This is a genomic window from Enterobacter cloacae complex sp. IR5402, assembly GCF_049238125.1.
Taxonomy (GTDB): domain Bacteria; phylum Pseudomonadota; class Gammaproteobacteria; order Enterobacterales; family Enterobacteriaceae; genus Enterobacter; species Enterobacter hormaechei_C.
This window is the reverse complement of the sequence record NZ_JBMKHO010000017.1, coordinates 82,018-100,133: the sequence shown is the minus strand read 5'-3', so window position 1 is coordinate 100,133 and position 18,116 is coordinate 82,018. Positions and strand designations below refer to the sequence as shown.

Here is an 18,116-nt window from a genome sequence, read left to right as displayed (position 1 = left end):
CGCTGATGCCCGGCAGTGCTTTTGCCGTTACGCACCACGCCTTCAGTAGCGGAGCAGGAAGGACATCTGATGGAAATGGAAGCCACGCAAGCACCCTAAAATCACCATCATACACTAAATCAGTAAGTTGGCAGCATTACCCGATATTGATGTTATAGGCGGTGATTTTGCCATTATCGATCAACAGATTTCCGCGTTGATTACGTCCAACATACACATCACCGGTGTAACCCAGCGTTTCGGTAATACGCGAGTCGCCATCAAAAAAGGCATCGGCTGCACGCGCGATATCGGCAGGTAAAAACAGTAACAGCGGCGCGGAAAATAGAGCGAGGTAAAGTCTGGAAAGCGGCGTCTTAACCGCTAAAGAATGCGATGTAGAGTTATTCACGGGCTATCTCCGTACTCATTAGCATGATGTCAGGAACATCGTTTTTTTATGAAAACTCAGATACGCCAGATAATGTAAAAGGCGTTATTTATGTACGCCTTTTGATGCGGCGTTAATTATTTATGTGTGACAACAGGTGTACAGGTTGGCGCGCTCAGCGTCGGTGCGGATCCTAAAATTCCCGGCATCATCATCGATGAACAATCGAAAATACGCCCTTTTTCCGTCGTGGCGCGATAAGAGAGTTTTTGTCCTCCCAGTGCGTCCGGCTGGGCGCCATTAACGTTGGTCACAGTTATTTCATCCGATGAGCCCAGTCCCAGCATTTTAGCGGTCTCCGCCTGGAGGAGTGGAATAGCCTGATCGGTTTTCAACGTGGAACAACCGGCTAACATCAACGTAACGGTTAAAACGATTAGTGGTTTTTTCATAAATTATCCTTGATATCCAACCAGTTAATTTCACTGATTGTATTTATGTTTTCTTTTACCCAAATCAGCGAATAATATATTTCTCTTTCCTAATCGAAAAAACCCTCCTAAAGTAGGGTGGGTAGATAATAATTCATCTGTACTCTAAGATATGCGAAGGTAAAAGGAGGCTCCTTTGGGACAGAATTATGCGTTAGTCGTTGATGACCATCCATTGGTAGCAAGCGGCATCGCCAATTTTCTGATTACACATTGCCAGTTTAAACAGGCGTGTGTGGTGACGAATGAGGATGATTGCTACCGACAAATTAGAGATCATGGCCCGCCACGTTTGCTGGTAATCGATTTTTGGCTCTCTTCCGGAACGGCCCTGAAATTACTCAAAGAAGTAAAACAACTTTACCCACAGGTACGACTCCTGGTGGTCAGCGGGGATGACAATAATGATATCTGGCGCAAAGTTAATGCCGCCGGGGGACACGGTTTTGTATTGAAAAGCGAGCCACCTGAGATGTTCTCGCGGGCCGTTTTCGCACTCACTGATAATCAGACCTGGTTTCCTGAGGGAAACGAAATTTCCGTTAAGGCCAATAATGAGAAGTTAAGTAAATTTAACTTAACGCCGCGACAAATAGACGTGTTAAATATGATTATGCGCGGCCTGCCAAATAAACGAATCGCCGCACAGCTTTCAATTTCTGAGCCCACGGTTAAAGAACACATCAGCAATATATTGAAAAAGATAGGCGTTAACAGCCGGGTTGAAGCCATCACGCTTCTGCATGGCAAGCAGGAACCGTCGGAATGAGGTTTTTCCAGAGCTTACAAAATGATGGTATCTCTGCTCCGGCGCAGATCCGTTTGCTAAACAACACCTTTCTTCGGCTGGTATTTAGCTTTAGTGCTGTGCCCTTTGTGGGTATTCCTTTCGCCATCTGGATTTATATGCTTGGGGACGACCTCGGCCCAACGATTATCTGGATAATTATTTATCTGCTATGTGCCGTGGCGATACGACTATTGCACCGATGCTATCAGCGTGAAGCGAAAGAAAACGGTGAGAGGGACGTCCTGCGACGCTGGCTTCCGCGTATTAATAATATTGCCTTTATTCACGGGCTGGGAATTTCTTCACTCTATTTAATTACGCCACAGACGCAGAATTTTGACTTTTTCCTGTTACTTAATATCAGCATCGCCGCCATCGTCGCCGCCAATGCGACACATCTGACGCCTGTCATTAGTACCTTCACGCGTTTTTTCTTCGCCTCCTGGGGGGTGCTGAACCTCGGTATTATCTGGCGGCTGGATGAGTTGATGTTCATCGTGCTCATGCTGAATCTGCTTTACGGCTTCGCAATTTACCGCCATGCGTTAACTTCCCATGCGTTCTTTATTCAGCAAGCGCTGCTGGAGGAAAAAAGCTCACGGCTGGCGGAACAGTTTCGTCAGGCCAAAGAGGACGCGGAGCAGGCACTGCTGGATAAAAATCAGTTTCTGACCACCGCCAGCCACGATTTGCGCCAGCCTGTGCATGCTATGGGCTTTCTGATCGAAGCCATCCTCCATCGAAACCGGGACGGCAGCCTGACGCCACAGCTTCTTGACCTTCAGCAGAGCGTTCGCTCGGTACATTTAATGCTCAACTCTCTGCTCGATCTCAGCAAAATAGAATCCGGGAATGTCCTCTCTGCCCCGACCAAAGTGGATATCGGTGCTCTGCTCGACTCGGTCATCACGCTGTTTCGTGAAGAGGCCAACAGCCGCGCGCTTAGGCTGTGCATCCGGCGGCCTAAACGCCATATCTACGTGATGGGCGATCCGCTACTGGTGCGACAGTCCCTGATCAACCTGATTCAAAACGCCCTTCGCTACACGCTCCAGGGCGGGGTGCTGGTCGCCATCCGACCGCGCGGTGACGAGTGTATGGTGGAGGTGTGGGACACGGGAGTCGGTATCGCCGATGAAGAGAAGGGCAAAATCTTCTCACCTTACTACCGCCCCGAGCTGGCATGGAAGATCGACAGCGCCGGACACGGGCTGGGACTGGCCGTCGTTGCCCGTTGTGCCAAGCTGATGAAGGTGAAATACGGGATGCAATCCATTGAAGGGAAAGGCTCACGCTTCTGGATGCGCTTTACCCAATATGCTGGCGAAGATAGCGTGCTGGATACCCCGCCCGCCGCTGATAACACCGCCACGCCGGTACGCTATGCGCCGCTGCACGGTTCCTGCCTGGTCGTCGATGACGACCCGCTGGTGACGTCTGCCTGGGAGAGCCTGATGAGCGTCTGGGGAATCGACGTACGCTGTGCGGCCTCCGCTGAAGAAGCGTTTGCCATAATCGACGACGGCTTTACGCCGTTCGCCGTGCTGTGCGACCAGCGCCTGCGATCCGGCGAAAGCGGCTTCGATATCCTGAAAGCGCTTTTTGAACGTCTGCCGGATATGAGCGGCGCGATAGTTAGCGGCGAATTTAATTCACCGGTTCTGCTGGAGGCGGAGCAGGAGGGGTACCTGGTACTCCGCAAGCCTCTGGAGCCAGCTAAACTGCATTCGCTACTGACGCAGTGGTTGGGGTGTCGTTAAGGGAATGCAGAAGTAATGATTCTGGCGGGCTCAGAATGCAAAAACGGACCTCCGTGGAGGTCCGTTAATATGAAATTTGGTGCCCGGACTCGGAATCGAACCAAGGACACGGGGATTTTCAATCCCCTGCTCTACCGACTGAGCTATCCGGGCAACGGGGCGCATTAAACCCGATCCTCCCTCCGGCGTCAACGAAATTTGTTGCTTTCGGTGCAGACTGCACACTCTCTCACCATTTCGTCGCAAACTTAAGCGAAAAAGTGCGTCCAGAGCGCGGATAGCGGCATCGCGAGCAGGAGGGCAGGGAGCATGTTCACCACTGCAAACATCTTAATGCCACAGATTCGCAGCCCTGTCGCCAGCAGCAACAGGCCGCCGACGGCGGTAAAGTCTGCCATCATCGCTGGCGTTGTCAGCGGCAGGATCAGCGTGGCGCAGGTGGCCAGCGCCAGTTGAATAAGCAACATCGGCACGCAAATCGCGGCGACGGCGATGCCGAGGGTGGTGGCAAAGATGGTGGCAGTAAAGAAATCCAGAAACGCTTTCGCAATCAATATGCTGGGATCGCCGGTCATCCCTTCCTGCATCGAACCGAATATCCCCGTGCCGCTGGCGCAGAACAGAATAATGATCGCAACGTAGTTCTGAATAAACGACTCGTGCGTGCCGTGCTTCGCCTTGCCCGGTCGGGCAATCAGATTTTTGGCTTTGCCTACCGCGTGATTGATGCCCTTTTCCAGATAGCAAAATTCGCCGATCAGCGCGCCGAGCAGCGTCGCCAGTACCATCACCGGCAGGTTGGCGCATTTCACCACTAAAAGGATACCAATCCCTAACGACGCCAGGCCAAAAATGGAGGGCATGGAGACGCGAATACGCTCCGGCAACCGCTGGCTTAATACTGCCCCAAGTACACCGCCCAGCAATACGGCTCCCGCATTGATAAAGGGTCCAATTACCACGTTTAACTCCTGTTATTTAAGCACTGGCATTGCATCATTATGGCACGTTCGTCCCTGATTACGCTTAGCTTTGGGAGGCGTAACGCATACTGATTCCTTCTTGCACCTGAAAATAAAAGGTGACATGATTGCGCGAATTTTCTCCTTCCTGTCTCACCGTTCGGTGAGGGTATTTGCGCCTATGAAAACCATGAAAATTGCCGTCAGCCGCGAGCTGGTATCCAAAGTTTCTACGCATCGCGAAAAGGTTATGCTGGATAACACTGATTTCACCGATGTGGCGGCAGTCGTCATTACGGTTGTTGAAAGCTACAGCGGCATTCTCGCGTTGCTGAAGCGTACGGGCTTTCAGCTACCGGTATTTATGTTCTCAACAGAGCCTGGAGAGGTGCCAGAGGGTGTCACGGCGATCATCTCGGGTAAAGCACAGGAATTGCTGGAACTGGAATCTGCCGCCTGCCGGTATGAAGAGAACCTGCTGCCACCCTTTTTTGACACCCTGAGCCAGTATGTGGCGATGGGAAACAGCACCTTTGCCTGTCCGGGTCACCAGCACGGCGCCTTTTTCAAAAAACACCCGGCGGGGCGGCAGTTTTACGACTTCTTCGGTGAAAACGTGTTTCGTGCCGATATGTGCAATGCCGACGTGAAGCTCGGTGATTTGCTGATCCACGAAGGTTCTGCCAAGCACGCGCAAAAGTTCGCGGCGAAAGTGTTCAACGCGGATAAAACCTACTTCGTGCTGAACGGCACGTCGGCGGCCAATAAAGTGGTGACCAATGCGCTGCTGACTCGTGGCGATCTGGTGCTGTTCGATCGTAACAACCACAAGTCCAACCATCATGGGGCGCTGATCCAGGCCGGGGCAACGCCTGTCTATCTTGAGGCAGCCCGTAATCCGTTTGGTTTTATCGGCGGGATTGATGAGCACTGCTTTGATGAGGCCTGGCTGCGGGAACTGATCCGTGACGTCGCGCCGCAGAAAGCCGCCGAGGCGCGCCCGTTCCGTCTGGCGATCATTCAGCTCGGCACCTACGATGGCACGATCTACAACGCCCGTCAGGTGATCGACAAGATCGGGCACCTTTGCGACTACATCCTCTTTGACTCCGCCTGGGTCGGCTACGAGCAATTTATCCCGATGATGGCGGAAACGTCTCCGCTTCTGCTGGAACTGAACGAGAACGATCCGGGAATTTTCGTGACCCAGTCGGTCCACAAGCAGCAGGCCGGGTTCTCACAAACGTCGCAGATCCATAAAAAGGATAACCATATTCGCGGTCAGTCGCGCTTCTGCCCGCACAAGCGGCTGAACAACGCGTTCATGCTGCATGCCTCCACCAGCCCGTTTTACCCGCTGTTTGCGGCGCTGGACGTGAACGCCAAGATCCACGAGGGCGAAAGCGGACGCAGGCTGTGGGCGGAGTGTGTCGAGTTGGGCATTGAAGCGCGCAAGGCCATCATCGCTAACTGCCATATGATCAAACCGTTTATCCCACCGGTGGTGGCGGGGCGGCTATGGCAGGATCACCCCACGCAGGCCATCGCCAGCGAACGTCGCTTCTTTAGTTTTGAACCGGGTGCAAAATGGCACGGTTTTGAAGGCTATGCCCGCGAGCAGTATTTCGTCGATCCGTGCAAGCTGCTGCTGACCACGCCGGGCATTGATGCTGAAACAGGGCACTATACCGATTTCGGCATTCCGGCGACCATTCTCGCCCACTACCTGCGCGAGAACGGCATTGTGCCGGAGAAGTGCGATCTCAACTCCATCCTGTTCCTGCTGACGCCAGCCGAGAGCGCGGAGAAGCTGATGCAGCTGGTGGCGATGCTGGGGCAGTTTGAACAGCATATTGAAGACGACACACCGCTCGCGGATGTGCTTCCGACCATCTATCAGAAATACCCGGTGCGTTACCGCGACTATACGATCCGTCAGCTATGCCAGGAGATGCACGATCTCTACGTCAGCTTTAACGTGAAGGATTTACAGAAGGCGATGTTCCGTCAGGAGAGCCTGCCTGCCGTGGTGATGAACCCCCAGGATGCCAACCAGGAGTACATTCGCGGGAACGTCGAACTGGTGCGTATTCGTGACGCCGAAGGACGCATTGCCGCCGAAGGTGCGCTGCCATACCCGCCGGGCGTGCTGTGCGTGGTGCCGGGGGAAGTCTGGGGTGGAGCAGTACAGCGCTACTTCCTGGCACTGGAAGAGGGCATTAATATGCTGCCGGGTTTCTCCCCAGAGTTGCAGGGCGTTTACAGCGAGAAGGATGCGGACGGGATCAAGCGGCTGTATGGGTACGTATTAAAGTAGGGACCCTCACCCTAACCCTCTCCCCAAAGGGGAGAGGGGATTGCACGGAGCCGTCTTTTCACCCTCGCCCCTTTGGGGAGAGGGCCGGGGTGAGGGGAGTTAAGTCGCACTACGCCTGTACATCCTTCTCGGATGTCCAATCTTACCGTACAGCATCTCCACCGTCAGAAAACCCACCTCCACGCAGTGTTCCAGATAGCGCCGGGTGGTGGTTTTACTCAGGCCCGTCTCGCTCACCACCTCATCCACCGTAAAACAGTGCGCCGCCTTGTTGTTAAACAGCATTTGCACCCGCGCCAGCGTGTTCTCCTCTATCCCTTTGCTGCCGTTGTCCAGACGATAGTTTTTCGCCTGTAACTGATAGAGTGAATCCACGTTCTGCTGGTCAACAATCTTCCAGACGCGCTGCTGTTCGGCAAACTGCACAAAACGCTCCAGCGACTGGCTGAGCCGCTTCCAGGAGACCGGCTTAAGGATATAGTCAAACGCGCCGTTACGAATGGCCTGGCTACAGGTGTCCATATCGCTGGCGGCGGTGATGAAAATCACCGAGCAGTTGGCGCGGGTGAGCATCGGGTTGCTGATAAGGGTGATGCCTTTGCCGTCCGGCAGGTAGTTATCCAGCAGCATCAGCTTCGGCTGTTTGCTCTCCAGTTGTACCTGCGCGTCGGCCAGCGACGCGGCAATCCCCACCAGCCTCAGACGCGGATGTTTACCGATAAGCTCCGCGTGCAGTTGCGCCAGTTCGTTCTCGTCTTCAACAATCAGTACGTCGATAAGTTCATGTTGCATAGTCGGTATCTTCCAGTTCCTGTACGGGGTGCCGGGCCGTTCCCGTGGCGGGAATAAACAGTGAGAAAATGGCACCGCGTGGGGTGTTATCGGCAACTTCAATTGCACCGCCAGCCTGTGTGACATAGCTTTCAATCAGATACAGGCCAATACCATGATCGCCGCGCGTTTTGGTGGTGATGCCGCGCTCAAAGATCCGGTCGCGGATCTCCGGTGTGATGCCGACGCCCTGGTCGGCGACTTCAATAATCAGTTCCTGCTCGTTCAGCTTTATCAGCACGTCCACCGGGGCATGCGGGAGCGGTGCACGCTGGGTCGCTTCAATGGCGTTATCCAGCAAGTTCCCGATGATCGAGATAAGTTCCGATTCGAGCAGCGGCAGGAACGGTTTATCCACCCGGCAGGCCGGATCGAAACTCAGCTCAACGCCTTTTTCACGCGCGCGGGCGGCCTTTCCAAGCAGCAAACCACACAGCGTCGGAGAGCTAAAGCGGGACGAGATAAAGTCCAGCAGCTCCTGAGCGTGTTCCGACTGCGCCTGTATGTAGCGAATTGCCTCGTCATAACGGCCCATATGCAGCAGGCCGGACAGCGTAGTCATGCGGTTCAGCTGTTCATGGCGCATGATGCGCAGGTTATCAACGTAGCGCTTCACCTGGCTGAGCTGGGCGCTGAGCGAGTCGATCTCGTTGCGATCGCGAAAGGTGATCACCCAGCCCTGCAATGCATCTTCCAGCATTATCCGCACCCGGCTGGCAATGACCGTGAGATCGTTAAAGCGACAGATCTCATCGTGGGTGTCTTTCGCAAGCATGGTTTGCGCGTTGAAGAACGGGACGGGCGCGATCACCTGGCTGATGAGTTGACCCCGCAGTTCGCGGGCGGGCTGGCGTAAGCCTAATAATTTACGCGCCGCCTGGTTGATCACCTCAATGCGGAGATCGTCATCGATGGCAATCACCCCTTCATAAATGGATTCCATCATCGCCTTTTGCTGGCGCACCAGCAGGCCGATTTCGCGCGGCTCCAGAGAGAATATCTGCTTCTTGATGCTGCGGGTGAAGAACCAGGAGAAAATAAACAGGGCGATAAGCAGCAGCACGGCGGCAATCAGGATATTAACCACCTTACTGACGGTGATGGTGTCCAGATAGCTTGTGAGATAGCCTACCGAAACAATCCCCACCACCTGCCCGGCATCATTAAAAATGGGCGCTTTGCTGCGCAGTGAAATGCCTAACCCGCCCTTGCGGATGGTGATGGTACTTTTGCCGTGTAATACCTCGTCGTTATCTCCGCCAACCAGCGTTTTGCCTACCCGGTCGGCAAACACGGAGTGGAAAAGATGCAGCCCCTTATTGTCACCAATCACAATAAAACTGGCGTCGCTGCGGGCGGCTATTTTCTGCATAAAGTCATGGATGCCCTGGATATCCTTTTGTTCGACTTCTTTTCGCAGGGTTGGAATAAGCGCAATTTCTTCAGCCTGTATTTTTGCGCGTGCGCTCATTTCCTGATAAAGCTGCCTGCCGACATCGACATAATAATATCCGCCCAGTAATGCGAACAGCACTGAGAAAAAGGCGACCAGCGAAATAAACAGCTTGATCTGAAACGATACTTTCATAACTATCACGCGAGATATCAACAGGTCGGCTGAATATATCATCTTTTAAGGCCAGGATGCCCGCTTTGCCGAAAACTTGTGATCCCTTGCACAGCGCAGCCTGTAAAAGATTTTTCCGAAAGTCTCATCCTCTTAAGGTTAAATGAATAAATGTTATTTCTTTGTTCAGTTAAGAAAAGAAACCATAAAAACCACGGCAATAAATAAGGCATAAATCACATTAAATAAAAGAAACCATTAAAACCATAGCGTCCATTAAAACTTCGCTTTTAACATGCCATCCCTCACATAAAGTAAGCCTTTGTGACTCTAAGCTGAACGCACAAAATAACTAAGGGGCTTATTATGAGCACAACTGACGATTCATTCTCTGTTACCCACGACCCGATTGATATTCAGCGGCCATCGCTCAAAGAGCGCTGGTGGCATATTATGGATACCTGGAAAATCGGCATTATACCTCTGCCGCTGTTCGTTCTGGCGGGCGCGCTGATTGCGATTGATTGCCTGGGCGGAAAACTACCGAGCGACATTGTGGTCATGGTGGCCACGCTGGCCTTCTTCGGCTTTGCCTGCGGTGAATTCGGTAAACGCCTGCCGATTGTCGGCAAGCTCGGCGCGGCGGCAATTTGCGCCACCTTTATCCCTTCCGCGCTGGTCTATTACGGCCTGCTGCCGGATGTAGTAGTGGAATCCACCACTAAGTTCTATAAATCCACCAACATTCTTTATCTCTATATCTGCTGCATTATCGTCGGCAGCATCATGAGTATGAACCGCACCGTGCTGATCCAGGGCTTCCTGCGCATCTTCTTCCCGATGCTGTGCGGTGAAATCGTCGGCATGATTGTCGGCATGGGTGTTGGGCTGGCGCTGGGCCTCGAGCCGTTCCAGATCTTCTTCTTTATCATTCTGCCGATCATGGCGGGCGGCGTCGGGGAAGGGGCAATCCCGCTTTCCATCGGCTATGCCACCCTGTTGCATATGGATCAGGGCGTGGCGCTCGGCCGCGTACTGCCGATGGTGATGCTCGGCGGCCTGACGGCGATCATTATCTCCGGTTGCCTCAACCAGCTCGGGAAACGCTACCCGCACCTGACCGGTGAAGGCCAGCTGATGCCGAATCGCGCCAATGCCGATGCCACTGTCTCTCAGCCTGCGTTCTCCGGCAAAGCGGACGTGACGACCATCGCCTCCGGCGCGCTGCTGGCGGTGCTGCTGTACATGCTGGGTATGCTCGGTCACAAGCTGATTGGTCTGCCAGCGCCGGTGGGCATGTTGTTTATGGCGGTGCTGGTGAAGCTCTGCAACGGTGCCTCTCCGCGTCTGCTGGAGGGCTCTCAGGTGGTGTACAAATTCTTCCAGACCTCTGTGACCTACCCGATTCTCTTTGCCGTTGGCGTAGCCATCACCCCATGGCATGAACTGGTGGCCGCCTTCACGCTGACCAACCTGCTGGTGATTATCAGCACCGTCTCCGCGCTGGTGGCAACCGGGTTCTTCGTCGGCAAAAAGATTGGTATGCACCCGATTGATGTCGCCATCGTCTCCTGCTGCCAGAGCGGCCAGGGCGGTACTGGTGACGTGGCGATCCTGACCGCAGGCAACCGCATGAGCCTGATGCCGTTCGCCCAGATTGCTACCCGTATCGGCGGGGCGATTAACGTCTCCATCTCTCTGCTGATTCTGGGCAACTTCCTCGTTTAAGTTTTCAGGAAAGAACAATGAAACTCGCAAGCTTTTTATACCAGGGAAAACGCAGCTACGGCATCGTTCAGGCCGACGGCGTGATTGATTTAGGCCGCCGCCTCGGCGACCGCTATGGCGACCTTAAAGCGCTGTTGCAGGGGAACGGGCTGGCGCAGGCCACCCGATTCCTGAACGACGCGGTGGACGTGCCGCTGAACGCCATCACCTTCTTACCGGTGATTGTCCAGCCGGAAAAAATCCTCTGCGTGGGCATGAACTATGCCGACAAGCGCAAGGAGTTTGACCAGCACAACCCGGCCCCGACGCTGTTTGTCCGCTTCCCGGACTCACAGACCGGCCACAACGAGCCGGTGCTGAAGCCGCGCCACTCCAGCGAATTCGACTACGAAGGCGAGCTGGCGGTGATCATCGGCAAAGGCGGGGAGAACATCAGCCGCGACGACGCCCTTCGCCACGTGGCGGGCTACAGCTGCTACATGGACGGCTCCGCCCGCGACTGGCAGCACACCTGGTTCACCGCCGGGAAAAACTGGCGGCAGACCGGGGCGTTCGGCCCGTGGATGGCGACGGCGGATGAGATCCCCGATCCGCACCGACTGGCAATCCGCACCTGGCTGAACGGCCGCATGGTGCAGGAAGACAACACCAGCAGCATGATCCACAAGGTGGCGGAGCTGATCGAGTACATCAGCACCTTCACCCGCTTAAGTCCTGGCGATGTGATCATCACCGGATCCCCAGGTGGGGTGGGTAAAAAGCGTAACCCGCCGCTGTTTATGAAAGAGGGGGATCGCATTGAGGTGGAGATCGAGCATATCGGTCATCTGAGCAACGTGATCGTGGAAGCGCCAGCCGTCGGGCTCGCGGCAGCGCACTGAGTAAGGCGGCAGCATGCAATCGCAACCCATTGATTTTCGGCACACCGTTGTGGCGGAACACCCGGAACGCTTAAGCCAGATCCGCTACCTGCTGGCAGACAGCGGCCTTGGCCTGGACAACGACATCACGCTGTTTGTCGAAGCCTGGTCCGGCGCGCAGCTGGTGGGTTGCGCCGGGCTGGCTGCCAACGTCATCAAATGCGTGGCGGTCAACGAGCAGCTTCGTGGGGAAAACCTCAGCGCGCGTCTGCTGGCAGAGGTGGAAAATGCGGCGCTGGAGCGCGGCCATTTTCACCTCTTCCTCTGCACCCGTCCGTGCAATAAGGAGCGCTTTGGCCGCAGCGGTTTCTGGCCGATTGCCCAGAGCGGGAACAACGCGGTGCTAATGGAGAACACCCCGCAGGGGATCGCGCGCTACTGCCGTACCTTAAGCCGGATGCGAAGGGGCGGGGAAAAAATTGGTGCCATTGTGATGAACGCCAACCCATTCACCCTCGGCCACCGTCATCTGGTGGAGCAGGCGGCGGCGCAGTGCGATGCCCTGCATCTGTTTGTGGTGCGTGAAGACGCCTCGTTCTTCCCGTTCAGCGCGCGCCTTGAGATGGTGCGCGCGGGCGTGGCGCATCTGCCGAACGTGGTGGTGCATGAAGGCTCGCAGTACATCATCTCCCGCGCCACGTTTCCGGCCTACTTCCTGAAGGAGACCGGCAAAGTGCAGCAGGCGTGGAGCGAGATCGACGTGCTGATCTTCCGGGACTTTATCGCCCCGGCGCTGGGCATCACTCACCGCTTCATCGGCTCGGAGCCGTTCTGCGATATCACCCGCCAGTACAACCAGACGCTGCACGACCTGCTGGCCTCGCATATTGACGTGGTGGAGATGCCGCGCATCAAGGCCACCGGCAACGCCATTTCGGCCTCGGAAGTGCGCCGTTTACTCAAGACACAGCAGTTTTCCCGGATCCGGGAGATTGTCCCGGACTCCACCTTCGCGCACCTCGAAGCACATTATCGTGCGAGTGCGGAAGTCGCATAACTATCAGGAATTTATCATGAATATTGTAAGGGAGGCGCTGGCCGGAACGCAGGAGTCCAGCGACCTGATGGTGAAAATCGCCCCCGCTCACGGTGAGCTGGAGATCGTCATCCACAGCGAAGTGATTAAGCAGTTTGGCGAGCAGATTCGCCAGGTGGTCAACGACACATTGCGCGCCATGAACGTGCACCAGGGATTAATCATTATTGAAGACAAAGGGGCGCTGGACTGTGTGATCCGCGCTCGCCTGCAAAGCGCGCTTCTGCGTGCCGCCAATGAACAGGCCATCAACTGGGGGGCGCTGAAATGAGCAAACTCCGCCGCAGTATGCTGTTCCTGCCGGGCGCCAATGCCGCCATGCTCTCTACCGCCTTTATCTACCGTCCCGACTCCATCATGTTTGACCTTGAGGACGCCGTGGCCCTGCGCGAGAAAGACACCGCACGCATGCTGGTGTTCCACGCGTTGCAGCACCCGATGTATCAGGATATCGAAACCGTGGTGCGTATTAACCCGCTGAGCACGCCGTTTGGCCTGCTGGATCTGGAGGCCGCCGTGCGCGCGGGCGTGGACGTGATACGCCTGCCGAAAACCGACACCCCGGACGATATTTACGAGCTGGAAGGCCACCTCGAGCGTATCGAGCAGGCGTGCGGCCGCGAGGTGGGTTCCACCCGCGTGATGGCGGCGATTGAATCGGCCATTGGCGTCATCAACGCCGTGGCGATTGCCCGCAGCTCCCCGCGCCTGATCGGCATTGCGCTGGCCGCCTTTGACTACGTGATGGACATGCAGACCGAGCGCGGCGACGGCACCGAGCTGTTCTACGCCCGCTGCGCCGTGCTGCACGCCGCCCGCGCGGCAGGCATCGACGCCTTCGACGTGGTGTGGTCAGACGTTAACGATGAGGCCGGGTTCCTGCGCGAAGTCGATCTGATCCGCAAGATGGGCTTTAACGGCAAATCGCTGATTAACCCGCGCCAGATAGACCTGCTGCACAACGCCTACGCCCCGACACGGGAAGAAGTGGAACACGCGAAACGGGTGATTGAGGCGGCAGAAGAGGGCGAGCGTAACGGCCTGGGCGTGGTGTCGCTCAACGGCAAAATGGTGGATGCACCGATTATTAACCACGCGCAGGTGGTGCTGGAGCGCGCGGCGGCCTCCGGCGTGCGTCGGTAAGGATGACATAATGAATCAGACAGAACTTCTCCATATGAATTTCCCCCATCTGCGGGATCTGAAACCCTTTGATACCGCCCACAGCGCGACGCCGTGGCTGGCGGACAGCGAGGCGAAGCACAGCCGCAAGCTCTGCGCCTCTATTGAAGAGGCGGTTAAGCGCTGCGGCTTGCAGGACGGGATGACCATCTCCTTCCACCACGCCTTTCGCGAAGGCGACCGGGTGATCAACACCGTCGTGGCGCTGCTGGCGCGGATGGGCTTCAAAAATCTGACCCTGGCTTCCAGCTCGCTGATGACCTGCAACGACGCGCTGATCGAGCATATCGAAAGCGGCGTCATCACCCGGATTTACACCTCCGGCATGCGCGGCAGGCTGGCGGATGCCATCTCTCACGGGCTGATGGAGGAGCCGGTACAAATTCACTCCCACGGCGGGCGCGTGAAGCTACTCCAGGACGGCGAACTGAACATCGACGTGGCGTTTCTCGGCGTGCCGTGCAGCGATGAGTTTGGCAACGCCAACGGCACGCACGGTAAATCATGCTGCGGCTCGCTGGGCTACGCGATGGTGGACGCGCAGTTTGCCCGTAAGGTGGTGCTGCTGACCGAAGCGCTGGTGCCGTTCCCCAATATGCCCGCCAGCCTGGTGCAGGATCAGGTGGACTACATCGTGCAGGTGGAGAGCGTGGGCGACCCGGCGAAAATCAGCGTCGGCGCAGCGCGCGTCACCAGCAACCCGCGCGAGCTGATGATCGCCCGCTATGCGGCGGACGTGATTGAACACTCCGGCTACTTCAAACCGGGCTTCTCGATGCAGACCGGCTCCGGCGCGGCGGCCACGGCCTGCACTCGCTTTATGGAAGAGAAGATGGAGCGCAGCGGCGTGAAGGCGCGCTTTGCGCTCGGCGGCATCACCGGCAGCCTGGTGGATCTGCACGAGAAGGGGCTCATCGAAAAGCTGCTCGACACCCAGTGCTTTGACGGCCAGGCAGCGGCCTCGCTGGCGCGCAACCCGAACCACGTGGAGATCTCCACCAACGTCTACGCCAACCCCGGCAGCAAGGCGGCAAGCTGCGACCAGCTCGACGTGGTGATCCTCAGCGCCCTGGAAATCGACGTCGACTTTAACGTCAATGTCATCACCGGCTCCGATGGCGTGATGCGTGGCGCATCCGGCGGACACTGCGACGTGGCGGCGGCAGCCAACCTGACCATTGTGGTCGCGCCGCTGCTGCGAAGCCGCATCCCGACCGTCGTGAAGCGCGTTACCACTCGCCTCACGCCGGGGGAGAGCATTGACGTGCTGGTCACCGACCACGGTATTGCGGTCAACCCGGCGCGCCCGGAGATCCGCGAACGACTCATGGAAGCAGGGATGAAGGTTGTAGATATCAACGCGCTGTATGAGCGAGCGATTTCGTTGACAGGCGTACCGAAACCGATTGAGTTCACCGACAAAATCGTCGGGGTGATCCGCTACCGCGACGGCAGCGTGATCGACACTGTGCGACAGGTGAAGGAGGAAGTATGACTTTAGCGACACCCGTGCGGGCGGGTGTCAGCCTGGAGGAACTGCTGGCGGCGAAAGAGCGCCGCGCAGCCCGCCAGGCTGACTGGCTTACGCACTATCAACAACCGGTGATCTCCCTCACGCTGGTCACGCCCGGGGAAATCAAAGACAGCCTGCGCTACCGCAACACCATGGGGGTGGCGTTACAGATGTGCGACCAGCTGCTGTGGGAAAACCGCTGGCAGGTGCTGGACCGCCTGGTGCTCTGGCTACCCACCGGACCTGAAGCATTGTGGTGCGTCGCGCATCCGGCGGCGGAAATCAAAGCGCACTGTGCAGAACTGGAGCAGACGCACCCGCTCGGCAGACTGTGGGATCTGGACGTGATCTGCCCTGAAAACGGCCTCGTGGGCCGTCAGTCGCTGGGTTCACACCTCAGACGCTGTCTGATTTGCGACGAGCCCGCCCACGCGTGTTCCCGTTCGCGCCACCATCCCGTTGAGCAGGTGGTTTCCCGCGTGGAGAAGATGATCGATGACTGGTTTGCTCGCGACTAAACCGCGCCCGGTTGACGTGCCTGCGCTTGCCGAAGCGGCGCTGTGGCAGGAGCTGGAGCTGACGCCCAAGCCGGGGCTGGTGGACAGGCTCAATAACGGCTCGCATCGGGATATGGACCATGCCTTGTTTGTCCGCAGCATTATGGCGATTACGCCGTGGTTTGCCCGGTTTGCGGAACTGGGTGAAGCACATGCGGCCAAACCTGCCGATCGGCAGTTGCGGATTCTCCGCCCAATGGGAATGGCCTGCGAGCAGGCAATGTACGCCGCCACGGGCGGGGTAAATACCCACAAGGGCGGTATTTTTGCTCTTGGTTTGCTCTGCTTCGCCGCCGGTCGTGTGAAAAATATCTCTGCGGATAGCCTCTGTTGTGAGGTAAGTAACATCTGTCGCGGGCTGGTGGCGCGGGAGCTGGCCGGGCGCAGCGGGCAGGCAACGGCGGGGGAGCGGCAGTTTCAGCATTACGGCTTAACCGGGGCGCGAGGCGAGGCGGAGAGCGGCTTTGCGACGGTGCGTAAGGCGCTGGGGCAGTGGAACGGACAGTTGCTTCACGACCTGCTGTTGCGCCTGATGGCGGTCAATCAGGACAGTAATCTCGTGTCACGCGGCGGCATTCAGGGGCTGCGCTATGTTCAGGGCTACGCGCGGGAACTGCTGGCTAACGGCTGGGATCGCGAGGCGTTGCTTAAGATGGATAAGGCACTGATTGAACGAAACCTGAGTCCGGGCGGCAGCGCGGATTTGCTGTCGGTGGGGTGGGTGCTGTCTGCTATAAAATAGCCGGGTGGCGGCTACGCCTTACCCGGCCTACGGTCTGGTTTTGTAGGCCCGGTAAGCGCAGCGCCACCGGGCACAACAATCAATGCGCGATCGGCTGCGCACCATTCGGCACGCGAACATGCTTGTACTTGAACAGCGCGATGAACGCGAAGAACAGCACCAGCGAGTACCCGGCGAAGATCAGCCACACCGGCTGCCAGTCTGTAATGCCGTTGGTGGTGTACATCTCAACCACTTTACCGCTAACCACGCCGCCCAGAATACAACCGAAGCCGTTGGTCATCATCAGGAACATGCCCTGCGCACTGGCGCGGATTTCAGGCTTCACCTCTTTTTCCACAAACACCGAGCCGGAGATGTTGAAGAAGTCGAAGGCACAGCCGTAAACAATCATCGACAGAACCAGCAGCACGGTGCCGAACGCGCTTGGGTCGCCATAGGCGAACAGACCGAAGCGCAACATCCAGGCGGCGATACTGATCAGCATGACGTTCTTGATGCCGTAGCGGCTCAGGAAGAACGGGATGGTCAGGATGAACAGCGTCTCGGAGATCTGCGAGATGGACATCATCACCGACGCGTGTTCGACGATAAAGCTCCCGGCAAACAGCGGATCGTTATCGAAGCTGTGCAGGAAGGTATTACCGAACATGTTGGTGATTTGCAGTTCCGCGCCCAGCAGCATGGAGAAGATAAAGAAGATCGCCATGCGCTTGTTTTTGAACAGTGCGAAAGCGTCCAGGCCAAGCATGGTGCTCCAGCTCTGGTTTTTCTGCTGGTTAGACACCGGAATGGTGGGCAGCGTCAGGGTGAACAGCGCCAGCAGCACGGAGAGCGCGGCACCAATATACAGCTGCATATGGCTCAGCTCGAAGCCCGCGAAGCTCACGCCCCACATCGCCATGATAAAGCCGATGGTGCCCCAGATACGGATAGGCGGGAAGTCGGTGACGATATCCAGTCCGGCAGATTTCAGGCGGTAGTAGGAGATGGTGTTGATCAGGCCAAGCGTTGGCATATACGCCAGCGAGTTAAGCAGGATCACCATAAACATCGCCCCCGGCGTGGTCACTTCGGCCGCCATAAACAGCGTCCCCGCACCCACCAGATGGCAAAGCATGTATAGCCATTTCGCACTTAACCATTTATCCGCCACGATACCGAGCAGCGTTGGCATGAAAACAGCCGCAATGCCCAGCGAGCTGTAAACGGCACCGATCGACGCACCATCGAACTTGAGCGTCACAAACATATAGGAGCCGAGTGTAGTCAGCCAGCTACCCCACAGGCAGAACTGCAGAAACGACAAGATTTTAAGCTGCAGCTTAAGGTTCATGTTACTTTCCTCAC

17 protein-coding genes, 1 tRNA gene and 1 pseudogene are annotated in these 18,116 nt (G+C 56.6%); 11 read left to right on the top strand and 8 right to left on the bottom strand.

Features of this window, described 5'->3' with window-relative positions; genetic code table 11:
• The 3 genes and pseudogenes from ACOTXL_RS21020 to ACOTXL_RS21010 form a co-directional block, all read right to left on the bottom strand.
• Positions 1 to 86 (bottom strand): IS1 family transposase (locus tag ACOTXL_RS21020; RefSeq protein WP_305219426.1); only part of this gene is annotated, 86 nt, incomplete at its 3' end.
• Positions 87 to 139: 53 nt separating this feature from the next.
• Positions 140 to 391 (bottom strand): annotated as a pseudogene (locus ACOTXL_RS21015) (hypothetical protein); the annotation flags it as partial.
• 116 nt (positions 392 to 507) lie between these two features.
• A complete protein-coding gene (locus tag ACOTXL_RS21010; RefSeq protein WP_003862457.1) occupies positions 508 to 822 on the bottom strand; it encodes a lipoprotein in 315 nt (104 codons plus the stop codon).
• A gap of 175 nt (positions 823 to 997) precedes the next feature.
• Here ACOTXL_RS21010 and ACOTXL_RS21005 point away from each other — a divergent pair, with 175 nt between their 5' ends.
• Both ACOTXL_RS21005 and ACOTXL_RS21000 read left to right on the top strand, forming a co-directional pair.
• Positions 998 to 1,630, top strand: coding sequence for a response regulator transcription factor (locus ACOTXL_RS21005; protein ID WP_003862456.1), 633 nt, complete (start codon positions 998 to 1,000; stop codon positions 1,628 to 1,630).
• Positions 1,627 to 3,411 carry a hybrid sensor histidine kinase/response regulator gene (locus ACOTXL_RS21000; RefSeq protein ID WP_045350806.1) on the top strand — a complete coding sequence of 595 codons (1,785 nt, stop codon included), beginning with the start codon at positions 1,627 to 1,629 and terminating at the stop codon, positions 3,409 to 3,411. Before ACOTXL_RS21005 ends, ACOTXL_RS21000 begins: the two co-directional genes overlap by 4 nt.
• A gap of 77 nt (positions 3,412 to 3,488) precedes the next feature.
• On the opposite strand, the gene ACOTXL_RS20995 is transcribed toward ACOTXL_RS21000, so the two are convergent.
• Together ACOTXL_RS20995 and ACOTXL_RS20990 are read right to left on the bottom strand one after the other, a co-directional pair.
• A tRNA-Phe gene (locus tag ACOTXL_RS20995) sits at positions 3,489 to 3,564 on the bottom strand.
• A 95-nt stretch (positions 3,565 to 3,659) separates the two neighbouring features.
• Complete coding sequence (locus tag ACOTXL_RS20990) at positions 3,660 to 4,373, bottom strand: DUF554 domain-containing protein (protein ID WP_003862452.1); 714 nt, start codon at positions 4,371 to 4,373, stop codon at positions 3,660 to 3,662.
• A gap of 181 nt (positions 4,374 to 4,554) precedes the next feature.
• Between ACOTXL_RS20990 and ACOTXL_RS20985 the strand changes: the two genes are divergently transcribed.
• Entirely contained in the window at positions 4,555 to 6,690 is a 2,136-nt protein-coding gene (locus ACOTXL_RS20985; RefSeq protein ID WP_045350808.1) for an ornithine decarboxylase, read from the top strand.
• 99 nt (positions 6,691 to 6,789) lie between these two features.
• Here the strand turns inward: ACOTXL_RS20985 and ACOTXL_RS20980 are convergent, their stop codons facing one another.
• Positions 6,790 to 7,482: a response regulator gene (locus tag ACOTXL_RS20980; RefSeq protein ID WP_003862448.1), complete on the bottom strand. Its 693-nt coding sequence runs from the start codon at positions 7,480 to 7,482 to the stop codon at positions 6,790 to 6,792.
• A complete protein-coding gene (locus ACOTXL_RS20975) occupies positions 7,472 to 9,109 on the bottom strand; it encodes an ATP-binding protein (RefSeq protein WP_003862446.1) in 1,638 nt (545 codons plus the stop codon). Before ACOTXL_RS20975 ends, ACOTXL_RS20980 begins: the two co-directional genes overlap by 11 nt.
• A gap of 345 nt (positions 9,110 to 9,454) precedes the next feature.
• Between ACOTXL_RS20975 and ACOTXL_RS20970 the strand changes: the two genes are divergently transcribed.
• Genes ACOTXL_RS20970 through citG form a run of 8 tightly spaced genes read left to right on the top strand, consistent with a single transcriptional unit; the run spans position 9,455 to position 16,766 of the window.
• Positions 9,455 to 10,816 carry a 2-hydroxycarboxylate transporter family protein gene (locus ACOTXL_RS20970; RefSeq protein WP_022651841.1) on the top strand — a complete coding sequence of 454 codons (1,362 nt, stop codon included), beginning with the start codon at positions 9,455 to 9,457 and terminating at the stop codon, positions 10,814 to 10,816.
• Between the two features lie 17 nt (positions 10,817 to 10,833).
• A complete protein-coding gene (locus ACOTXL_RS20965; RefSeq protein WP_003862442.1) occupies positions 10,834 to 11,697 on the top strand; it encodes a fumarylacetoacetate hydrolase family protein in 864 nt (287 codons plus the stop codon).
• Positions 11,698 to 11,710: 13 nt separating this feature from the next.
• Positions 11,711 to 12,733, top strand: a complete 1,023-nt coding sequence (citC, locus tag ACOTXL_RS20960; protein ID WP_023323735.1) for a [citrate (pro-3S)-lyase] ligase — start codon at positions 11,711 to 11,713, stop codon at positions 12,731 to 12,733.
• A 16-nt stretch (positions 12,734 to 12,749) separates the two neighbouring features.
• Positions 12,750 to 13,043, top strand: coding sequence for a citrate lyase acyl carrier protein (gene citD / locus ACOTXL_RS20955; RefSeq protein ID WP_023323734.1), 294 nt, complete (start codon positions 12,750 to 12,752; stop codon positions 13,041 to 13,043).
• A complete protein-coding gene (gene citE / locus ACOTXL_RS20950; RefSeq protein WP_003862436.1) occupies positions 13,040 to 13,915 on the top strand; it encodes a citrate (pro-3S)-lyase subunit beta in 876 nt (291 codons plus the stop codon). Before citD ends, citE begins: the two co-directional genes overlap by 4 nt.
• 10 nt (positions 13,916 to 13,925) lie before the next feature.
• On the top strand, positions 13,926 to 15,449 hold the full coding sequence (citF, locus tag ACOTXL_RS20945) for a citrate lyase subunit alpha (RefSeq protein ID WP_023314829.1): 1,524 nt from the start codon (positions 13,926 to 13,928) through the stop codon (positions 15,447 to 15,449).
• Positions 15,446 to 15,985 carry a citrate lyase holo-[acyl-carrier protein] synthase gene (gene citX / locus ACOTXL_RS20940; RefSeq protein ID WP_003862433.1) on the top strand — a complete coding sequence of 180 codons (540 nt, stop codon included), beginning with the start codon at positions 15,446 to 15,448 and terminating at the stop codon, positions 15,983 to 15,985. Before citF ends, citX begins: the two co-directional genes overlap by 4 nt.
• The gene (citG, locus tag ACOTXL_RS20935; RefSeq protein ID WP_032610106.1) at positions 15,963 to 16,766 is read left to right on the top strand and encodes a triphosphoribosyl-dephospho-CoA synthase CitG; all 804 of its coding nucleotides are present in this window, start codon (positions 15,963 to 15,965) and stop codon (positions 16,764 to 16,766) included. Before citX ends, citG begins: the two co-directional genes overlap by 23 nt.
• Before the next feature lie 79 nt (positions 16,767 to 16,845).
• On the opposite strand, the gene ACOTXL_RS20930 is transcribed toward citG, so the two are convergent.
• Positions 16,846 to 18,102 carry a nucleoside permease gene (locus ACOTXL_RS20930; protein WP_003862429.1) on the bottom strand — a complete coding sequence of 419 codons (1,257 nt, stop codon included), beginning with the start codon at positions 18,100 to 18,102 and terminating at the stop codon, positions 16,846 to 16,848.
• Positions 18,103 to 18,116: the final 14 nt, after the last annotated feature.

Excerpts from the sequence above, each read along its gene's own strand:
- citX (WP_003862433.1), top strand. The coding sequence starts at position 15,446 with ATGACTTTAGCGACACCCGTGCGGGCGGGTGTCAGCCTGGAGGAACTG.
- citG (WP_032610106.1), top strand. The coding sequence starts at position 15,963 with ATGACTGGTTTGCTCGCGACTAAACCGCGCCCGGTTGACGTGCCTGCG.
- ACOTXL_RS20985 (WP_045350808.1), top strand. The coding sequence starts at position 4,555 with ATGAAAACCATGAAAATTGCCGTCAGCCGCGAGCTGGTATCCAAAGTT.
- ACOTXL_RS20980 (WP_003862448.1), bottom strand. The coding sequence starts at position 7,482 with ATGCAACATGAACTTATCGACGTACTGATTGTTGAAGACGAGAACGAA.
- ACOTXL_RS20930 (WP_003862429.1), bottom strand. The coding sequence starts at position 18,102 with ATGAACCTTAAGCTGCAGCTTAAAATCTTGTCGTTTCTGCAGTTCTGC.
- citD (WP_023323734.1), top strand. The coding sequence starts at position 12,750 with ATGAATATTGTAAGGGAGGCGCTGGCCGGAACGCAGGAGTCCAGCGAC.
- ACOTXL_RS20970 (WP_022651841.1), top strand. The coding sequence starts at position 9,455 with ATGAGCACAACTGACGATTCATTCTCTGTTACCCACGACCCGATTGAT.
- citF (WP_023314829.1), top strand. The coding sequence starts at position 13,926 with ATGAATCAGACAGAACTTCTCCATATGAATTTCCCCCATCTGCGGGAT.
- ACOTXL_RS20975 (WP_003862446.1), bottom strand. The coding sequence starts at position 9,109 with ATGAAAGTATCGTTTCAGATCAAGCTGTTTATTTCGCTGGTCGCCTTT.
- citC (WP_023323735.1), top strand. The coding sequence starts at position 11,711 with ATGCAATCGCAACCCATTGATTTTCGGCACACCGTTGTGGCGGAACAC.
- ACOTXL_RS21010 (WP_003862457.1), bottom strand. The coding sequence starts at position 822 with ATGAAAAAACCACTAATCGTTTTAACCGTTACGTTGATGTTAGCCGGT.
- ACOTXL_RS20965 (WP_003862442.1), top strand. The coding sequence starts at position 10,834 with ATGAAACTCGCAAGCTTTTTATACCAGGGAAAACGCAGCTACGGCATC.
- ACOTXL_RS21000 (WP_045350806.1), top strand. The coding sequence starts at position 1,627 with ATGAGGTTTTTCCAGAGCTTACAAAATGATGGTATCTCTGCTCCGGCG.
- citE (WP_003862436.1), top strand. The coding sequence starts at position 13,040 with ATGAGCAAACTCCGCCGCAGTATGCTGTTCCTGCCGGGCGCCAATGCC.